The following is a 15,982-nucleotide window of genomic DNA, read 5'->3' as shown; positions in this document are numbered from 1 at the left end:
ACCAGCCCCTTCGGCCGATCACGATCAAGTGACACAGGTATTCACGCCGAGGCCCCCGGAAAATGGGGCATGACACCCGCTACCAGCAGCTACGCGATCTAACAACATCCGGAGCCCGGTTTCGATCATGATAATGCGCGAATCGGAACAAAGCTTCCGTTTGCAACTATGTCAAATTCAGGACATCTGGACCGACTGGGGAAACACGGGTGCCAATCCGCGCCGACCCGTGGTAAAACGTTTGACAACACCTCGGGGGTGCCCGGCACCGGAACTGATCGAGTCACACACCGGTCGCACGTGGAGATCGACAAGGGGACATCAATGACCTTGAAGTACGAATTGTCGTACGCTCAACGCCTGGAAGCCGAAGCGGTACATATCTTCCGCGAAGTGGTGGCAACACTGCGCCGCCCCGCGCTTCTATTCTCCGGCGGTAAGGACTCCATGGTCATGCTGCACGTCGCGCGGAAAGCGTTCTGGCCGGCGCCGCTGCCGTTTCCGGTGCTGCACGTCGATACCGGACACAATTTCCCCGAAATCCTCGCCTTCCGCGACGAAATCGTCGCCCGCTACGGTGTCCGGTTACTGGTTGTCCGGGTGCAGGACGATATCGACGCGGGCCGGATCGTGGAGTCGAGCGGACCGCAGCCAGGCCGCAACCGGTTTCAGGCCGTAACGCTGCTCCGGGCAATCACCGAGCATCGGTTCGACGCACTGTTCGGCGGCGCCCGGCGCGACGAGGAAAAGGCGCGCGCGAAAGAACGGGTGTTCAGCTTCCGCGATGAAACCGGCCAGTGGCAGCCGCGCAACCAGCGACCCGAAGTCTGGGATCTCTACAACGGCAAATGCCGAGCGAGCGAACATATCCGCGCCTTTCCCTTGTCCAACTGGGCGGAACACGATATTTGGTGTTACATCCGCGACGAAGACGTCCCGCTGCCCACCCTGTACTACGCACACCGGCGCCCGGTGGTTCAACGCGACGGAATGCTGCTGCCGCACACTCGGTTTCTCCCGCTACTGCCCGGTGAATCCGCGGCCGATGCCACGGTGCGCTTCCGCACGGTCGGCGACGCCACCTGCACCGGATGCGTGCGTTCGACGGCCACGACACCCGGCGAGGTGGTCACCGAACTGCAAACCAGCAGGCTCAGCGAGCGCGGCGCGACCCGAGCCGACGATCGCATCTCCGACACCGGGATGGAAGACCGCAAGCGAGAGGGCTACTTCTGATGTCGGATCTGCTGCGCCTGGCCACCGTCGGCAGCGTCGACGATGGGAAATCGACGCTCATCGGTCGTCTCCTCTACGACTCCAAGGCCATCCTCGACGACCGGCTCGCGGCGCTGGAACAGGACGGGATAGCGCACGGCCGGGACGTCCCGGATCTGGCCCTGCTCACCGACGGTCTGCGGGCCGAACGCGAGCAAGGCATCACCATCGATGTCGCCTACCACTATTTCGCCACGCCGCGGCGCCGGTTCATTCTCGCCGATACGCCGGGTCACGTGCAGTACACGCGGAACATGGTCACCGGCGCATCCACCGCCGACCTGGCGCTGGTCCTGGTGGACGCCCGCAACGGCATGACCGAGCAGTCGCACCGGCACGCGTTCATCGCGAGCCTGCTCGGGGTGCCGCATTTCGTGCTGTGCGTCAACAAGATGGATCTGGTCGGCTGGTCGCAGGCGCGGTTCGAGGAGATCCGCGCCGAATTCACCCGGTTCGCCGCCAGACTCGACATCCACGACCTCACCTTCGTTCCGGTGTCCGCGCTGCACGGCGACAATGTGGTGCAGCCGAGCCTCGAAATGCCTTGGTACGAAGGGACTTCGCTGCTGCACCACCTCGAGGAGATCCACGTGGCGTCGGACCGGAACCTGATCGACGCCCGGTTCCCGGTGCAGTACGTCATCCGCGCGCGCCGGCGAACCGGCGACTTCCGCGGGTACGCGGGCACCATCCGCGGCGGCGTTTTCCGGCGCGGCGACGAGATACTGGCGCTGCCGTCGCGCAAGGTCAGCCGGATCGAGGCGATCTTCGGTCCCGGCGGCGTCCCGCAGGACGAGGCCTTCACCCAGCAGGCCGTGGTGTTGCAGCTGACCGACGAGATCGACGTCGCACGCGGCGACCTGCTCTGCCGCTCCGGCAACCGGCCGCAGACCGCGCAAGACCTCGACGCCATGGTTTGCTGGCTGTCGGACGAGTCGACCCTCGCCGAGAACGGCACCTACACGCTGCGGCAGACCACGACCACTACCAGGTCCTGGGTCCGGCGGATCGACTACCGGCTCGACATCACCACCCTGCACCGGGACGACGCGGCTACTTCATTGGGGCTCAACGAGATCGGTCGCGTGCGCCTGCATACCTCGACGCCGCTGCTGTTCGACGCCTACCGCCGCAACCGGGACACCGGCGGCTTCATCCTGGTCGACGAGAACACCGACAACACCGTCGCCGCGGGCATGATCATCGGCCCCGCGGCCACCGCGGGCAACGTCGTGTGGCACGCCGGCGAGGTGCGGCGCGAAGAACGGACCGGCGCGGGCGCGACGGTGTGGTTGACCGGGCTCTCCGGCGCCGGAAAGTCCAGCATCGCCGTCGCTTTGGAGCAGGCGCTGGTCCGCAGCGGCCGGCCCGCGTATGTGCTCGACGGCGACAACCTGAGCCACGGGCTCAACGCCGATCTCGGTTTCGGCGCCGACGCCAGGGCCGAAAACGTCCGCCGCACCGGGGAAGTCGCGCGGCTGTTCGCCGACGCGGGCGTGGTCGCGATCGTCTCGCTGATCAGCCCCTACCGTGCCGATCGAGATCGCGTCCGGGCGCAGCACATTGCGGCCGGGCTGCCGTTCGTCGAGGTATTCGTCGATACGCCACTCGACATCTGCGAAGCCCGTGACCCGAAAGGTATGTACGCCAAGGCGCGCGCCGGCGAGATCAGCGGATTCACCGGCGTGGACGGCCGTTACGAAGCACCGCTGCGCGCGGATCTCGTGCTCCGCCCCGAAGACGGCGACCCGGTGGAACTGGCCGCGCGCCTGCTCGGCGCGCTCAACGACCGCTCCGCCTGAACACGACCAGATGCAGCACCGCGACCGCCAGACCCACTGCCGCGACACCGGCCCACAGCACGGTCCGCCCGGCTGTGGCGAACAGCAGCTGTCCGACCGGCGCGCCGGCGGCCAACCCGAGATTCCACATGAACCCGTAAGCCCCTTGGTAGGCGCCGATTTCGCCCTCGGGCGAGCGCGCGGCCATGAAATCCGCGGCCAGCGGCACCTGCATGATCTCGCCCACCGTCCAGACCGCCACCGTGACCGCGTACCACCCCGGATTGTCCGCGAAAACGGTTGCCCCCAAGCCGAGTGCGATCAACGCTGCCGATGCGGCCGCGGCCGGCCCGAACGGCATCCGGGCTACCGCAGGCGTAATAACCGGCTGGAGTACCACCACCAGCACCCCGCTGAGCGAAAGCACCAGGCCCAGTTCCGTCGGCGTCAACCCCTGCGCGGTCATGTCCAGCGGCAGCGCACCCTGCTTTTGCATGTAGAGGCAGGACAGCACCAACGTCGCCACCAGAAACCACGCGACGAAGGGGTCGGTATACGGCGCGCGGATGCCGCGAATGACCCCTGCGCCAGCGGATTTCGCGGTACCGGGCGCCTCGGGCAGGCCCGCGGCGAGCACAGCGAACAGCGCCGATGTGACCGCGCCGAGCACGAAGACGCCCGGCGGCCAGAACTGCACCAGGGGCCCGGCGACCAGCGGGGAAAGCGAGCTGCCGATGTTGCGCGACCAATAGAGCCGCCCGTAGCCGGTGATCTGCGCGTCGGCGGCCACCAGTGTGGGCACCATCGCGTTGGCCGCGGGCCGCGGCACCGAGGCGCACGCGGTACTGAGCAGCACCAGCGCGGTCACCGCGACGACGCCGCGAACTCCGGGCAGCACGGCGCAGGCCAGGATGCCGACGGCTTGCGAATACACGATCGTCTTGCGCGGTCCGTAGCGGTCGGCGAGCACGCCCCCGGCCAGCGACGCCACCGTCTGCCCCACCCCGCTCGCCGCCACCACGGCGACGATCCCCACGCTGCCCAGGTGGGTGACGCTCGCGTAGAGCACCACGAACGGCGGCGTCGGCATACCCAGTCGATTGAGCAGGATCCCGGCCCACAGCAACCGGAACGCCCGCGGCCCCGCGTCGCTCACCGGCAGCACCCGCACCCTGCCCAGTATGCCCAACCGCACTACCGAGCCCGGCGTAAGGACACAGACATGACAACTTCCTTCCTCGATCGCGCCCACGCCGTCTTACGCGACGCCCCGGTGGTGGACGGCCACAACGATCTGCCGTCGGCCATGCGAACCAAGGCCGGTTACGATCTCGATGCCGTCGATCTGTCGGCGGATCAAAGCGCACTGCTGCACACCGATCTCGATCGCCTCCGCGCCGGCGGCGTCGGCGGGCAGTTCTGGTCGGTATACGTCCCTTGCCATTTGGCCGGCGACGCCGCCGTCAGTGCCACCCTCGAGCAGATCGACTTCGTCCGGACGATGGTCGCGCGGTTCCCCGACCGGCTGCAATTGGCTTGCACCGCAGACGAAATGGAGTCCGCGCGCGCCGCGGGCCGGATCGCCTCGCTGATCGGCGCCGAGGGCGGCCACAGCATCAACTGCTCCCTCGCGACCCTGCGCGCCCTGCATCGACTCGGCGTCCGATATATGACACTCACCCACAACGAGAATGTGCCGTGGGCGGATTCGGCCACCGACGAACCAAAAGCGGGTGGCCTGACCGCATTCGGAGCGGAGGTGGTCCGGGAAATGAACCGCGTCGGCATGCTGGTCGACCTGTCGCACGTCTCCACCGACACCATGCGCGCGGCGCTGGCGGTTTCCGAAGCGCCCGTGCTGTTCTCGCACTCCTGCGCCCGCGCCATCTGCGACCACCCACGCAACATCCCCGACGATGTCTTGGCCGCCCTGCCCGCCAACGGCGGCCTGGCGATGGCCTCCTTCGTCGGCTATTTCCTGCTGCCCGCCGCCAAAGCCTGGGCCGAGCAGGCCGACGAAAACGGCCGCGCGCACGGCTTCCACCGCTTGGACCGCGGGCCAGAGGCGACGGCGTGCCGTCAGAAATACCAGACCACACACCCGCGCCCGCGGGTGACCGTTTCGCACGTCGCCGACCACCTCGATCACATGCGCGAGGTAGTCGGCATCGACCACATCGGCCTCGGCGGCGACTTCGACGGCACCAACTACCTCCCCACCGACCTGCCCGACGTCGCCGGCTATCCGAACCTCATCGCCGAACTGCTGCGTCGCGGCTGGTCCGCACCCGATATCGGAAAACTCACCTGGCACAACGCCGTTCGCGTCCTCCGCGACGCCGAATCCGTCGCCGCCGACCTCCAACGCCACCGCCGGCCCGGCATCGCCACCATCGACCAACTCGACAGTGACGCAGGCTCACCGAAGGATTCCGGCTAGACGTTGTCGGGCGAACGACTTCGCCGATACCGACGTTGCCGCCTCGGATCACGGGGAAACACCCAGTCGTGTTGCAAGCCAGTTCATTTCGGTCCGTAACCCCGCCGACCACACGGCCCAGCTGTGCTCGCCGGGTAGCTCTCGTGCCCGGATCTGCATACCCGCCGCAGCAGCCGCCGCGGCGACCGCTGTCTGTGCCGATCGGGCCGCGCTGTCGCCCGTTCCGGTAACCAGCACACCCGCGGAATCCGGGTAACGGCGGGTTCGGAGCAGAGTCATCGGGTTGACCCGCTCGAAGGCGGCGGTGTCGGCGCCGAAGGCTGCTTTGACGGTTTGATGACGATCGCCGAGGGAGGGCTCCGCGTCGCCGGACAATCCGAGGAAGGTGGGGTAGGCGCCGGGATAGTTGGTGGCCATCTGCAGGGCACAGGTTCCGCCGTACGATATTCCGCCGATCGCCCAGCGCCGCGGATCCGCGTCCACCTGGAGCTTCCCGATCACCCAGGCCCGCAGATCGACGGCCAGGTAAGTGGCGACATTGCCCAGGCGGGAGTCCAGGCACAAGGGATTGCTCCAGGTCCCGCCGGTCGCATCAGCCACGACCACGACGGGTGCGAGACCGCCGTGCGTCGCGGCGTAGGCATCCATCGTTTGGCTCAGGCGGCCACCGTTGAACCAGTCGATCGGGCTCCCCGGCTGCCCGGACAGCAGGACCAGCACCGGCAGCAATGGCCGCGGAGTGGCGAAATATGCTGGGGGAAGATATATCTCGGCAGGGCGCGCGACGAACCGAGAGACCGGTCCGGGCACCACGGCACGCACGACTCGACCGTTCGCCGGCAGCCCGCCCGGTGGCGACCACACCGAATCCAACGGCCATCCTGTCACCGGCTCGGCCTGCCCGGACGGTACGGCGGTGAGACTGATGCGATTGTCCCCGCCGAGTCCCAGCGCATCCTCGACGGTGGGATACGCGGCAAATACGAGATTGACCTGGACCGCGGACGCCAGCACCAGCGCGGCCGCCGCGACGAGCGACAATGCCTTTGCCCGCCACAGGCGTGTGCCGTGGATCCTCGGCGGCAACAGGGTGATCGTCCAGACGGCCAGACCGAACCACAGATACACCGGCCGCGGCAGCGTGTCCGGGAAAGGGCGCCACCAACGCTCCACCACGACATACATTGCCAGCGCCGCCGACAACGCCAACCAGGACGATCGCACCCCTGCCCGGCCGAGCGATCGGCGGCCGGCGCCGCCGATCAGCCACAGCGCTCCGGCGAGGCCGAACGCCGACAGCATCCACGGCAACGGCCCTGACAACAGTGACAGTTCGGCGGTCGACTTCATCGTGCTCGAAATCCTCGGCTGATCCGGACAGCGCAAACGCCACTGGCAAGTGGCAGTCAAACAGGAATCGGCAATCCGGACAAGCCGACCGAGCGTCGGCCGAGTCTCGATTCGGCGAGGTCAGCGGTCGAGAAAGGCGGCCAGGCCGCCGAGTTCTTCACTGGCGATGAACACCGACCGCACGTTGAGGATGGCTTCCTCCACGTGGGACGTGCAGCCCCACGCCGCGTCGCCCCACGAATCGGCGATCTTGAGTTCGGCCGGCTCAGTGCACCCCTCGGGACCACCGAGCTGGCAGAGCTCCGGATGCGGCGCCGCGGCCTGCGCGGCCGCCGCATTGCGCATCCTGGCGGCAAGTTCCGCGGCGGCCTCGGCGCGCTGCTCGGCCTCCGCGCGCAGCTTGCCTTCCGCGTGGAGGGCTTGGGTCAGCTCGTCGAGGGCCGCCTCGGCGCGCGCTTCGGCGGCCACTTTCGCCTCCTCGATATGGTGGCGTTCGATGGCCAGCGACGCAGTGTCGGCGAAGACCCGGGCCAGGGCGAAGTCGCTGTCCTGCGGGACGCGCGGACTGCGGTGATACATCGCGAAGGTGCCCAGCAGGCTGCCGTCGCGGGCCAGGATCGGTGTCGACCAGCACGCGGCCAGGCCTGCCCGACCGGCCAGTTCGCGGAAGTCGTCCCAGAACGGATCGGTGCCGATGTCGGTGACGATGACCGGTTCCCGGCGGTGCGCGGCGGTGCCGCACGAGCCGACACCCTCCCCGGTGGCGATCCCATCGATGGCCTCGTTGTAGAACTCGGGCAGGCTCGGCGCGGCGCCATGCCGCAGATGCCGGCCGTCGTGATCCGCGAGCAGCACGGAGACGAGCACCTGCTCCGGCGCGAGATCTTCGATGCAGCGCGCCATCCCGTCCAGCACCTCGGCCAAGGGCGCCTGGCGGGCGATCTGCTCCACCAAGGCACGCTGTTCGATCATCAGCCGCTGGGCATGCCTGATCTGAGTGGTCTCCACGCCGATCATCCGGGTCCCGATCACGGCCCCTACGCCGTCGCGGCGGGGCTCGTAGGTGAAGTCGAAGAAACCCTCCCGCACCGGCTCACCTCCGTCCAGCACGACGAGAACATCACGGCCAGTGCAGGACTCACCAGTGCGATAGACCTGGTCCAGCATCGCGATAACACCCTGATCGACCAGCGCGGGAGCAATCTCGGCGAGCGCGAGCCCGGTGTGGGCACCCGCTTCACCCATCGCGACCGAGAACGCCGGATTCGCGGTCTCCAGCACATGCTCCGGCCCCGCGAACGCGGCGAAAACCGCACGGGACTGCCCGAACAATGCCCGCAGATCCCGCTCCATCGGGTACTCGGCGTCAGCCCGAACCTCACCTGTCGCCTGCCGGCCGGGTATCACCGTCATGTTGTGGCTCGCCTCCCATTACGGATATGTCGAATGATCACCCGGACGTCGATGGGAACCAAACCTAGGCGAAACGCTACCCGGCGAACGACGCGCACCGCGCACGGGTGAGAAGACCCAGGTGTTCTCCGCGAGGCGGCGAACCTGCCACCAGCCCTGAACGGGGTCGAGGTTGAAGCAAGCCCGGAAACAAAGAAACACCGCCCAATGCAGGGACGGTGTTTCGAATAAGACCTCTATGGTGGTCCCAGCTGGTTTCGAACCAGCGACCTTCCGCGTGTGAGGCGGACGCTCTCCCGCTGAGCTATGGGACCTGAACTCATGCCACATGGTGGCGGGCCGGGGGGCGGGTTGGTGCCCTCCGAACGAGATGGAACATTAGCATGCGGCACCGGCGGTTCACCAAATCGCCACCCGGACAGGGGTGGAACGTGGTGGGCGGCAGGCTGTCTCGGCGGGACGGGCGCGGGGCGGTCCGCTCCCCTGCCGGCCGTGTCCAGGCAAGCCCGGAATCCCCCGAACCACACCGGCCACCTCCGCCACTCTGGCAACCTCGTCGATTTCCCCCGTTCTACCAGCGGATTTGTAGCTTTCACCGGGCGTCCGCTAATGTTCTGTCTCGCACCACGGAGGCCACAACGGCCACCGAGATGCAGAATGCGGATGTAGCGCAGTGGTAGCGCATCACCTTGCCAAGGTGAGGGTCGCGGGTTCGAATCCCGTCATCCGCTCGGAAGAGGTAGGGCCAGGCGAAATTAGTTTAGCCGTCCCCCTTCGCACGGTGGAGTGGCCGAGTGGTGAGGCAACGGCCTGCAAAGCCGTGCACACGGGTTCGATTCCCGTCTCCACCTCGCGCGATTAGCTCAGCGGGAGAGCGCTTCCCTGACACGGAAGAGGTCACTGGTTCAATCCCAGTATCGCGCACCACCGTAATACCAGGTCAGGCCCCCTTTCGAGGGGGCCTTTCTTGTTGTCGTGCCAGAACGACTCATTGGTGCCGTACGCACGTTCTCGCAGTTTCGAGCAGTCGCACGATGACCTTGCCACTGCTGACGCGCCCAGTGTCGGCGAACCTGTGGGCGAATGATGACCTTCCCGATTGGCCGGACGCGGATGATTCCGCGAGCCGACGGACGTGACGCCGGTAATGTATTTGCGTGGCCGCCAGGGGGATTCCAGCAAACGGCATGTCGGGATGGAGTATCCGTATTCGGAAACTTCGCCCCTTCCCGAGGCGCAGCCGGACGGTGTGGCTTGGTGCGGGTGCTGCGATCGGTGGATCGGTCGGGTTCGGTGCTGCGGTTCTACTGAACCTTTCAGCTGGACTTACCCAGCCGGTGGCCACGTTTTTGGCCGGTGCTGGGGCGCTCTCTGCCGGGATCCTGGCATACACGAACGGACAACGAAGCCGGGAGCAGTCCGAACTCCATCACCAGGCGGACATGGAACGTGAACGTGAACGACACGATGCGGACACTCGCCGTGCGCGCGAGTCCACGTTGCGCGATCGGTATACGGCGGTGACCGCGCAGATAGCACACGATTCGGCGGCGATCCGGCAAGCAGGCGTCTATGCGTTGACCGCGCTCGCAGACGACTGGCACGCGTTCGGACAGGATGAGGAGCGCCAGGTCTGCATCAACCTTCTGCAGTGGTATCTGCGGGTTCCCTTTCCTGACGCGTCGTCAGCGGCCGATCTGCCAGAGCGTGAGATACGACAAACCATCGTCGGCATCATCACCGAACGTCGGCGACGCCGACCGGAGGATCCCAAGTCGTGGGCTACCGGCGTCTTCACCCTGAAGCAAGCATCACTGCCCAATTGCGATCTCCGGATCGACCTTTCCGGAACCAACCTGACCGGCGCCGACCTGACGAACGCGAATCTGTCCAATACCAAACTCGCCGGCGTGAGCCTGACCCGCGCGTGTCTGACCGGTGCGAATCTGTCGTTCGTCAACCTGAACAGCGAAGATCTGGCCTTCGCGAACATGACCGGCGCGAACATGATCTATGCGGATTTGGCCGGCGCGCGACTGACCGGCGTAGACATGACCGGCGCCGACCTTCACTTCGCGAATCTGACCGATGCCACCTTGCACAACGCAAATCTGTCCGAGTCGAACCTGAGCGACGCAAAACTGACCCGCGCGATATTGAGCCACGCACGACTGACCGGCTCGGACATGAGCGGCACAAACCTCGCCAATACAGACCTGACGAGCGTGGACATGACCGGAACAAACCTGGCCGACGCAGACTTGACCGGCGCGACCATGACCCACGCGGACCTGACCAACACCGACCTAACCGGCGCGACCATGACCCACGCGAATCTCGTCGGCGCGAATCTTACCGGCGCGGGACTGACTGGCGCCGACTTGACCGACGTGATCACCTCGAACTCCACAGTGTGGCCGGCAGGATTCACTCCCCCGGTCTGACGCAGCGCCAATATCAGCCCCGGGAATTGCGGTGCCTGACTATCGTTTTCAGATCTATGGTCGGCGCAACGGCGGAAATTGCTGCGCTGGCTGGTGATTTCGGGTCGCGGAGGCGGCGCGAAATCGCGCAGACTGGGGGGATGGGGACACATGAGTTGGAGGCTCGGCCGCGGTGGCGGGCGACTGGGGACTCGCGGTTTCCGGTGGCTGCGTTGGTGGAGGGGCGGTGGTGGGTGTTGCGGATGAACTGTTTTCCGGATCATGCGTTGTGGACGTTGTTTGTCGATGGGGTGGTTCGGTTCGATATCGATGATGTGCCGGCGGCGTGGGGGCGGCCGTTGGATGGGTCGGCGCCGGTTTTGGAATCCGGTATGGCCCAGGAGGTTTTGGGGCCCGTCGAGCAACTGGGGGCGTATGGGAGTGAAGTCGGGCGGCCCTGTGATGATCCGTTTTGTTGTGGGTGACGGGCTAGACGTCGAGGAAGCGGACGTCCTTGGCGTTGTGGGTGATGAAGGTGCGGCGGGCTTCTACGTCTTCGCCCATGAGGATGCTGAAGAGTTCGTCGGCTGCGGCGGCGTCTTCGAGGGTTACTCGGCGGAGGACGCGGACGGAGGGGTCCATGGTGGTTTCCCAGAGTTCTTTGGGGTTCATTTCGCCTAGGCCTTTGTAGCGTTGGACGCCGTCGTCGCGGTTGATTTTCTGGCCGGCGGCCAGGCCCTCGGCGAGGAGGGTGTCGCGCTGGCGGTCGGAGTAGGCGAAGTCAGGGTCGCTGCGCTGCCATTTGAGTTTGTAGAGGGGTGGCTGGGCCAGGTAGACGTGGCCGTTCTCGATGAGGGGGCGCATGAACCGGAACAGCAGGGTGAGGAGCAGGGTGGCGATGTGCTGGCCGTCGACGTCGGCGTCGGCCATCAGGACGATCTTGTGATAGCGGAGCTTGGCGAGGTCGAACTCGTCGTGGATGCCGGTGCCGAAGGCGGTGATGATCGCTTGGACTTCGGCGTTCTTCAAAACCCGGTCTATGCGCGCCTTTTCGACGTTGATGATTTTTCCGCGCAGCGGCAGGATCGCCTGATACATGGAGTCGCGGCCGGATTTGGCGGAGCCGCCGGCGGAATCGCCCTCGACGATGTAGATCTCGGACTTGCGCGGGTCTTTGGATCGGCAGTCGGCGAGCTTGCCGGGTAGTCCGCCGAGGTCGTTGGCGCCCTTGCGGCGGACGAGTTCGCGGGCCTTGCGGGCGGCGGTGCGCGCCTGGGCGGACGAGACCGCCTTGGTGACAATGGTTTTGGCGTCGGCGGGATTGGCTTCGAACCAGTGGGCAAGGTGCTCGTTGCAGGTTCGCTGGACGAATGAGCGGACCTCCGTGTTGCCGAGTTTGATTTTGGTCTGGGCTTCGAACTGCGGTTCGGCGAGGCGCACGCTCACGATGGCGGTGAGGCCCTCGCGGATGTCGTCGCCGGTGAGGTTGCTGTCCTTCTCCTTCAGCAGCTTCTTGTCCTTGGCGTATTTGTTGACCACCGAGGTCAGCGCCGCACGGAAGCCCTCCTCGTGGGTGCCGCCGTCGTGGGTGTTGATGGTGTTGGCGAAGCTGTGCACCGACTCGGAATAACCCGAGTTCCACTGCATGGCGACCTCGAGGTCGTGGCCGGGGCCCGCGCCGGTGAACGAGACGATCGAGTTGTGGATCGGCTGCTTGGTCCGATTGATGTGGCGCACAAAGTCTTCCAGCCCACCCGGGTAGTGATAGGTGTATGTCCGGTCTTCGGCAGTGTCCGGCGCCTCGACCCGCTCATCGGTCAGGACGATGGTCAGGCCCTTGTTCAGGAACGCCATCTCCTGCATGCGCCGCGCGACGGTGTCGAGGTTGAACGTGGTCGTCTCGAAGATGTCCGGGTCCGGCCAGAACCGCGTGGTGTTGCCGGTTCGCTTCGTCGGCGCACCGCGCACCAGTTCCTCGGGCTTGGCCCGCAGGTAGTTCTGGGTCCAGTGGTAGCCGTCGCGGTCGATCTCCAGCTCGATCCGGGTCGACAGGGCGTTCACCACGGACAACCCGACGCCGTGCAGCCCGCCGGCCACCGCGTAGGTCTCGGAATCGAACTTGCCGCCGGCATGCAGCTGGGTCATCACGACTTCGACGGTCGGTATCCCGGTCTCGTGCATCTCGACCGGGATACCGCGGCCGTCGTCGGCCACCTCGACACCGCCGTCGGCCAGCAGCGTGACGCCGATCCGGGTGGCATAGCCGGCCATCGCCTCGTCGACGGAGTTGTCCACGATCTCCCGGACGAGATGGTGCAGGCCGCGCTCATTGGTGGAGCCGATGTACATGCTCGGGCGCTTACGGACCGCGTCCAGCCCCTCGAGGACCGTGACCGACCCGGCGTCGTAGACCTGTTCGGTCGTCTGCTTCCTCGAACCGGGCGAGGTGGATTTTCTGGTTGCCACTGGTCGGAAGACCTCCCCGCTTACTGATCTTCGACGTAGCGGCATACACACAGAAGGGCCCAGGGGTGGTGTTGCCGAGAAGTACGGGTCCTCGCGCGTGCTGCGCGCTACGCGCCGAAGGATTCGCCGCTAGTTACATTTCCATCATAGCCACAAGCGGTTCTTCGATGTCCATTCCGAGCGGCTAGAGTCTCCACAGACGTACCAGAAACCATCAATTCGATCCCCCCTATTAGAACTCCACTACCAGACGCCTCAGGGGCGCGCTAGGCACCAAGCGAAGGAAATCAGCTGATCTAACGAAGACCAGCACGACATGACACGTCAACTACAAGCCCACGGAGGTTGCGACAGGGCCGACAACCCATCAGCCCCGAAATGCCGAACACCCCCTGCCGACGATCACGCAGATCGACAACAGGGGGTGCAGGCACCCGACGATGGACCTAGATCATGGCCGCCGGAGTGGCAGAGACCAGCCCTCCATCGATGAGCAGGTCTTGCCCGTTGATGTACGCACCCTCATCCGAGGCAAGGAACGCCACCGCGGCAGCGACCTCCTCCGACGTACCGATCCGCCCCGCGGCCACGGTGGCAACCGCCGCGGCCTGGATCTCTGCCGAAGCTTCCGCCTCGAACGCCGGCGTCGCCGTGTAGCCCGGACTCACCGAGTTCACTCGAATCCGCTTGGGCGCCAGCTCAGCCGCCAACGTGCGCGCCAGATTCTGCACGGCCGCCTTGCTCGCCGAGTAGAGCGCCGCACCCGGACTCCCCCGGTGCAGCGCGAACGACGCATTGATCACGATCGCCCCGTGCTCGGCCAACAACGGCAACGTCTTCTGAATGGTGAAGAACGCCGCCTTGAAGTTGATGTCGATCACCCGGTAGAACTCTTCCTCGGTCACGTCGGTGAGCTGCTGAAACGCCCCGACGCCCGCATTGGCGAACACCACATCCAGCCGGCCGAACCGCTCCCCGATCGCCGCGGTCAACGCATCGAGATCGGCGAGATTCGCGGCGTCCCCGGCCACCGCGAGCACCCGGTCCCCGCCGCCCAGCTCCTCGACCGCGGCGTCGAGCCGAGCCTTGTCCCGTCCCGTGATGACCACCCGGCCACCCTCGTCGAGCAGGCGGCGCGCGGTCGCCAACCCCATCCCGCTGGTGCCGCCGGTGATGAGGGCGATCTTGTCGTCGAATCGGGAACTGCTAGCGCGCATTTGGGGCGACCTTTCATGACAGTTGAACTGTTCAAAGACTTACGTACAGTTCGACTGTTTGTCAACAGTCGCGCTATCCTGGTCGCTGTGATGACGGCACATCCCGAGCGGGCGCAGATCCAGCTGGCGAACGTGCTCTCCGCGGTCGGAAATCCGCTGCGGCTGTGCATTGTTCGCGTCCTGGCCGACGGGTGCGAGCACACCTGCGGCTCGATCGTGGACGGCGTGCCCAAGTCGAACCTGACCCACCACTACCGCGTGCTGCGCGACGCCGGAATCATCTGGCAGCGGGTCTCCGGCCGCGAGACGCTGCAATCGCTGCGCCGCGAAGACCTCGACGCCCGGTTCCCCGGCCTGCTCGACTCGCTGATCGCCGCGGCCCGCAGCGAGGCCGGGGAGCCGGTCCCCGCCAAAGCCTGAACAAACCCGGAAAAAGCGGTAATCACGTGAATATCGCACCGGCGCAGCCGATTTGATATTTGCGCATGGAATTATTCACTTACACTCGCCTGTGTGACCATCCCCACAGAGCTGATCGGTAGCATCCCACGTCCCCAAGAGTTGCAAGCCGCGATGGCGGCCCACGGTGCAGGCGAGATCGATGACGCCGCGTTCGCCGAGGTGCAGCAACGGGCTGTCAGTGACACCATTCGCCGGTTAGAGGACACCGGGTCGCCGGTCGTCACTGACGGCGAGCAGAGCAAACCCAGTTTTGTCACGTATCCGATCGCCGGGTCGAGCCAGCTCGCGCCGGCCGGTGCGGTGATCCCGTTCGCCGACGGGCATCAGCGGCAGTTACCGGTGCTGACCGGCGGGCCGTTCCGGTATCAAGCGCACGCTGTCGACTACCTGAAGGCGGCGCAGGCGCTGGCGAACGTGCCGGTGAAGCAGGCGGTGATCGCGCCGTCGGCGATGAGCCTGCTGTACCCGAGCGAGCCCATCGACGGCTATCCGCGGGAGGCCTTCCTCACCGACCTGATCAACGAGGCCGAGGCCGACATCCGCAGCTGCCTCGACGCCGGCGCGCAGAGCGTGCAGCTCGACTTCACCGAGGGCAGGCTGTCGCTGAAGCTCGATCCGAGCGGCGGCGTGCTCGACCAGTTCATCGAGCTGAACAACCTGGTGCTCGAACGGTTCTCGGCCGAAGAGCGGGCGAAGATCGGGGTGCACACCTGCCCCGGCGGCGATCAGGACTCCACGCACAGCCTCGATGTCGACTACACCGGGCTGCTGCCGAAGATGTTGCAGCTGAAGGCGGGCAACTTCTACGTCCAGCTGGCCAGCGAGCCGGACCCGGAGAAGGTGCTCGCGGTCATCGCCGAGTATCTGCCCGCGGACGCGCGCATCTTCGTCGGCGTCATCGACCCGATCGATCCGCGCGTCGAGACGCCGGAAGAGGTGCGCGACCGGGTGCTGGCTGCGGCCAGGCACCTGCCCGTCGACCGCCTGGGCACCTGCGATGACTGCGGGTTCTCCCCCTTCGCCGACGACACCTCGACCTCGCGGGAGACGGCCTTCGCCAAGATCAAGGCGCGGCTCGAGGGCACCGCGCTGGCTGCCGAGCAACTGGGCGTCTGACACGAGCGGCCCCCTGGACCCGGTCGGTGCGGCGGAAAT

General features: G+C 66.2%; 11 protein-coding genes and 4 tRNA genes. 9 read left to right on the top strand and 6 right to left on the bottom strand.

Going from position 1 to position 15,982, the window contains the following annotated elements; translation table 11 throughout:
* Window positions 1-324: 324 nt before the first annotated feature.
* Both cysD and cysC read left to right on the top strand, forming a co-directional pair.
* Window positions 325-1,236, top strand: coding sequence for a sulfate adenylyltransferase subunit CysD (gene cysD / locus F3087_RS32920; RefSeq protein ID WP_150405989.1), 912 nt, complete (start codon window positions 325-327; stop codon window positions 1,234-1,236).
* Window positions 1,236-3,077: an adenylyl-sulfate kinase gene (gene cysC, locus F3087_RS32915; protein WP_150405988.1), complete on the top strand. Its 1,842-nt coding sequence runs from the start codon at window positions 1,236-1,238 to the stop codon at window positions 3,075-3,077. The genes cysD and cysC overlap by 1 nt, the downstream gene beginning before the upstream one ends.
* On the opposite strand, the gene F3087_RS32910 is transcribed toward cysC, so the two are convergent.
* Window positions 3,058-4,227 carry an MFS transporter gene (locus F3087_RS32910; RefSeq protein ID WP_150405987.1) on the bottom strand — a complete coding sequence of 390 codons (1,170 nt, stop codon included), beginning with the start codon at window positions 4,225-4,227 and terminating at the stop codon, window positions 3,058-3,060. The two genes, cysC and F3087_RS32910, sit on opposite strands and share 20 nt — an antisense overlap.
* Window positions 4,228-4,278: 51 nt before the next feature.
* Between F3087_RS32910 and F3087_RS32905 the strand changes: the two genes are divergently transcribed.
* The gene (locus F3087_RS32905) at window positions 4,279-5,496 is read left to right on the top strand and encodes a dipeptidase (RefSeq protein ID WP_150405986.1); all 1,218 of its coding nucleotides are present in this window, start codon (window positions 4,279-4,281) and stop codon (window positions 5,494-5,496) included.
* Window positions 5,497-5,544: 48 nt separating this feature from the next.
* Here the strand turns inward: F3087_RS32905 and F3087_RS32900 are convergent, their stop codons facing one another.
* The 3 genes from F3087_RS32900 to F3087_RS32890 all read right to left on the bottom strand — a co-directional run bounded on the left by F3087_RS32900 (window position 5,545) and on the right by F3087_RS32890 (window position 8,573).
* Window positions 5,545-6,846 carry an alpha/beta hydrolase gene (locus F3087_RS32900; protein ID WP_150405985.1) on the bottom strand — a complete coding sequence of 434 codons (1,302 nt, stop codon included), beginning with the start codon at window positions 6,844-6,846 and terminating at the stop codon, window positions 5,545-5,547.
* Between the two features lie 120 nt (window positions 6,847-6,966).
* The gene (locus F3087_RS32895; protein WP_150405984.1) at window positions 6,967-8,259 is read right to left on the bottom strand and encodes a GAF domain-containing protein; all 1,293 of its coding nucleotides are present in this window, start codon (window positions 8,257-8,259) and stop codon (window positions 6,967-6,969) included.
* Window positions 8,260-8,498: 239 nt separating this feature from the next.
* A tRNA-Val gene (locus F3087_RS32890) sits at window positions 8,499-8,573 on the bottom strand.
* 345 nt (window positions 8,574-8,918) lie between these two features.
* On the opposite strand from F3087_RS32890, the gene F3087_RS32885 reads away from it, so the two are divergent.
* From F3087_RS32885 to F3087_RS32870, 4 genes are all read left to right on the top strand, one after another.
* Window positions 8,919-8,990: transfer RNA gene (locus F3087_RS32885), tRNA-Gly, on the top strand.
* 49 nt (window positions 8,991-9,039) lie between these two features.
* Window positions 9,040-9,110, top strand: a tRNA-Cys gene (locus F3087_RS32880).
* Window position 9,111: 1 nt separating this feature from the next.
* Window positions 9,112-9,186 (top strand) — tRNA-Val (locus F3087_RS32875).
* A gap of 230 nt (window positions 9,187-9,416) precedes the next feature.
* A complete protein-coding gene (locus F3087_RS32870) occupies window positions 9,417-10,703 on the top strand; it encodes a pentapeptide repeat-containing protein (protein ID WP_150405983.1) in 1,287 nt (428 codons plus the stop codon).
* Window positions 10,704-11,171: 468 nt separating this feature from the next.
* On the opposite strand, the gene gyrB is transcribed toward F3087_RS32870, so the two are convergent.
* Both gyrB and F3087_RS32860 read right to left on the bottom strand, forming a co-directional pair.
* Entirely contained in the window at window positions 11,172-13,148 is a 1,977-nt protein-coding gene (gene gyrB, locus F3087_RS32865; RefSeq protein ID WP_396897596.1) for a DNA topoisomerase (ATP-hydrolyzing) subunit B, read from the bottom strand.
* A 446-nt stretch (window positions 13,149-13,594) separates the two neighbouring features.
* A complete protein-coding gene (locus F3087_RS32860) occupies window positions 13,595-14,365 on the bottom strand; it encodes a glucose 1-dehydrogenase (protein ID WP_150405981.1) in 771 nt (256 codons plus the stop codon).
* 90 nt (window positions 14,366-14,455) lie between these two features.
* On the opposite strand from F3087_RS32860, the gene F3087_RS32855 reads away from it, so the two are divergent.
* Both F3087_RS32855 and F3087_RS32850 read left to right on the top strand, forming a co-directional pair.
* Window positions 14,456-14,785 carry an ArsR/SmtB family transcription factor gene (locus F3087_RS32855; RefSeq protein WP_223885517.1) on the top strand — a complete coding sequence of 110 codons (330 nt, stop codon included), beginning with the start codon at window positions 14,456-14,458 and terminating at the stop codon, window positions 14,783-14,785.
* A 93-nt stretch (window positions 14,786-14,878) separates the two neighbouring features.
* Entirely contained in the window at window positions 14,879-15,943 is a 1,065-nt protein-coding gene (locus tag F3087_RS32850) for a cobalamin-independent methionine synthase II family protein (RefSeq protein WP_150405979.1), read from the top strand.
* Window positions 15,944-15,982 lie beyond the last annotated feature (39 nt).

Source organism: Nocardia colli (assembly GCF_008704205.1).
GTDB classification, from domain to species: Bacteria; Actinomycetota; Actinomycetes; order Mycobacteriales; family Mycobacteriaceae; genus Nocardia; species Nocardia colli.
Note: the sequence above shows the minus strand (reverse complement) of the source record. Positions and strands in the feature narration are given on the sequence as shown.

What these genes read in the sequence shown, in the direction of transcription:
- cysD (WP_150405989.1), top strand. Translation starts at nt 325, where the DNA reads ATGACCTTGAAGTACGAATTGTCGTACGCTCAACGCCTGGAAGCCGAA.
- F3087_RS32855 (WP_223885517.1), top strand. Translation starts at nt 14,456, where the DNA reads ATGACGGCACATCCCGAGCGGGCGCAGATCCAGCTGGCGAACGTGCTC.
- cysC (WP_150405988.1), top strand. Translation starts at nt 1,236, where the DNA reads ATGTCGGATCTGCTGCGCCTGGCCACCGTCGGCAGCGTCGACGATGGG.
- F3087_RS32860 (WP_150405981.1), bottom strand. Translation starts at nt 14,365, where the DNA reads ATGCGCGCTAGCAGTTCCCGATTCGACGACAAGATCGCCCTCATCACC.
- F3087_RS32900 (WP_150405985.1), bottom strand. Translation starts at nt 6,846, where the DNA reads ATGAAGTCGACCGCCGAACTGTCACTGTTGTCAGGGCCGTTGCCGTGG.
- F3087_RS32895 (WP_150405984.1), bottom strand. Translation starts at nt 8,259, where the DNA reads ATGACGGTGATACCCGGCCGGCAGGCGACAGGTGAGGTTCGGGCTGAC.
- F3087_RS32905 (WP_150405986.1), top strand. Translation starts at nt 4,279, where the DNA reads ATGACAACTTCCTTCCTCGATCGCGCCCACGCCGTCTTACGCGACGCC.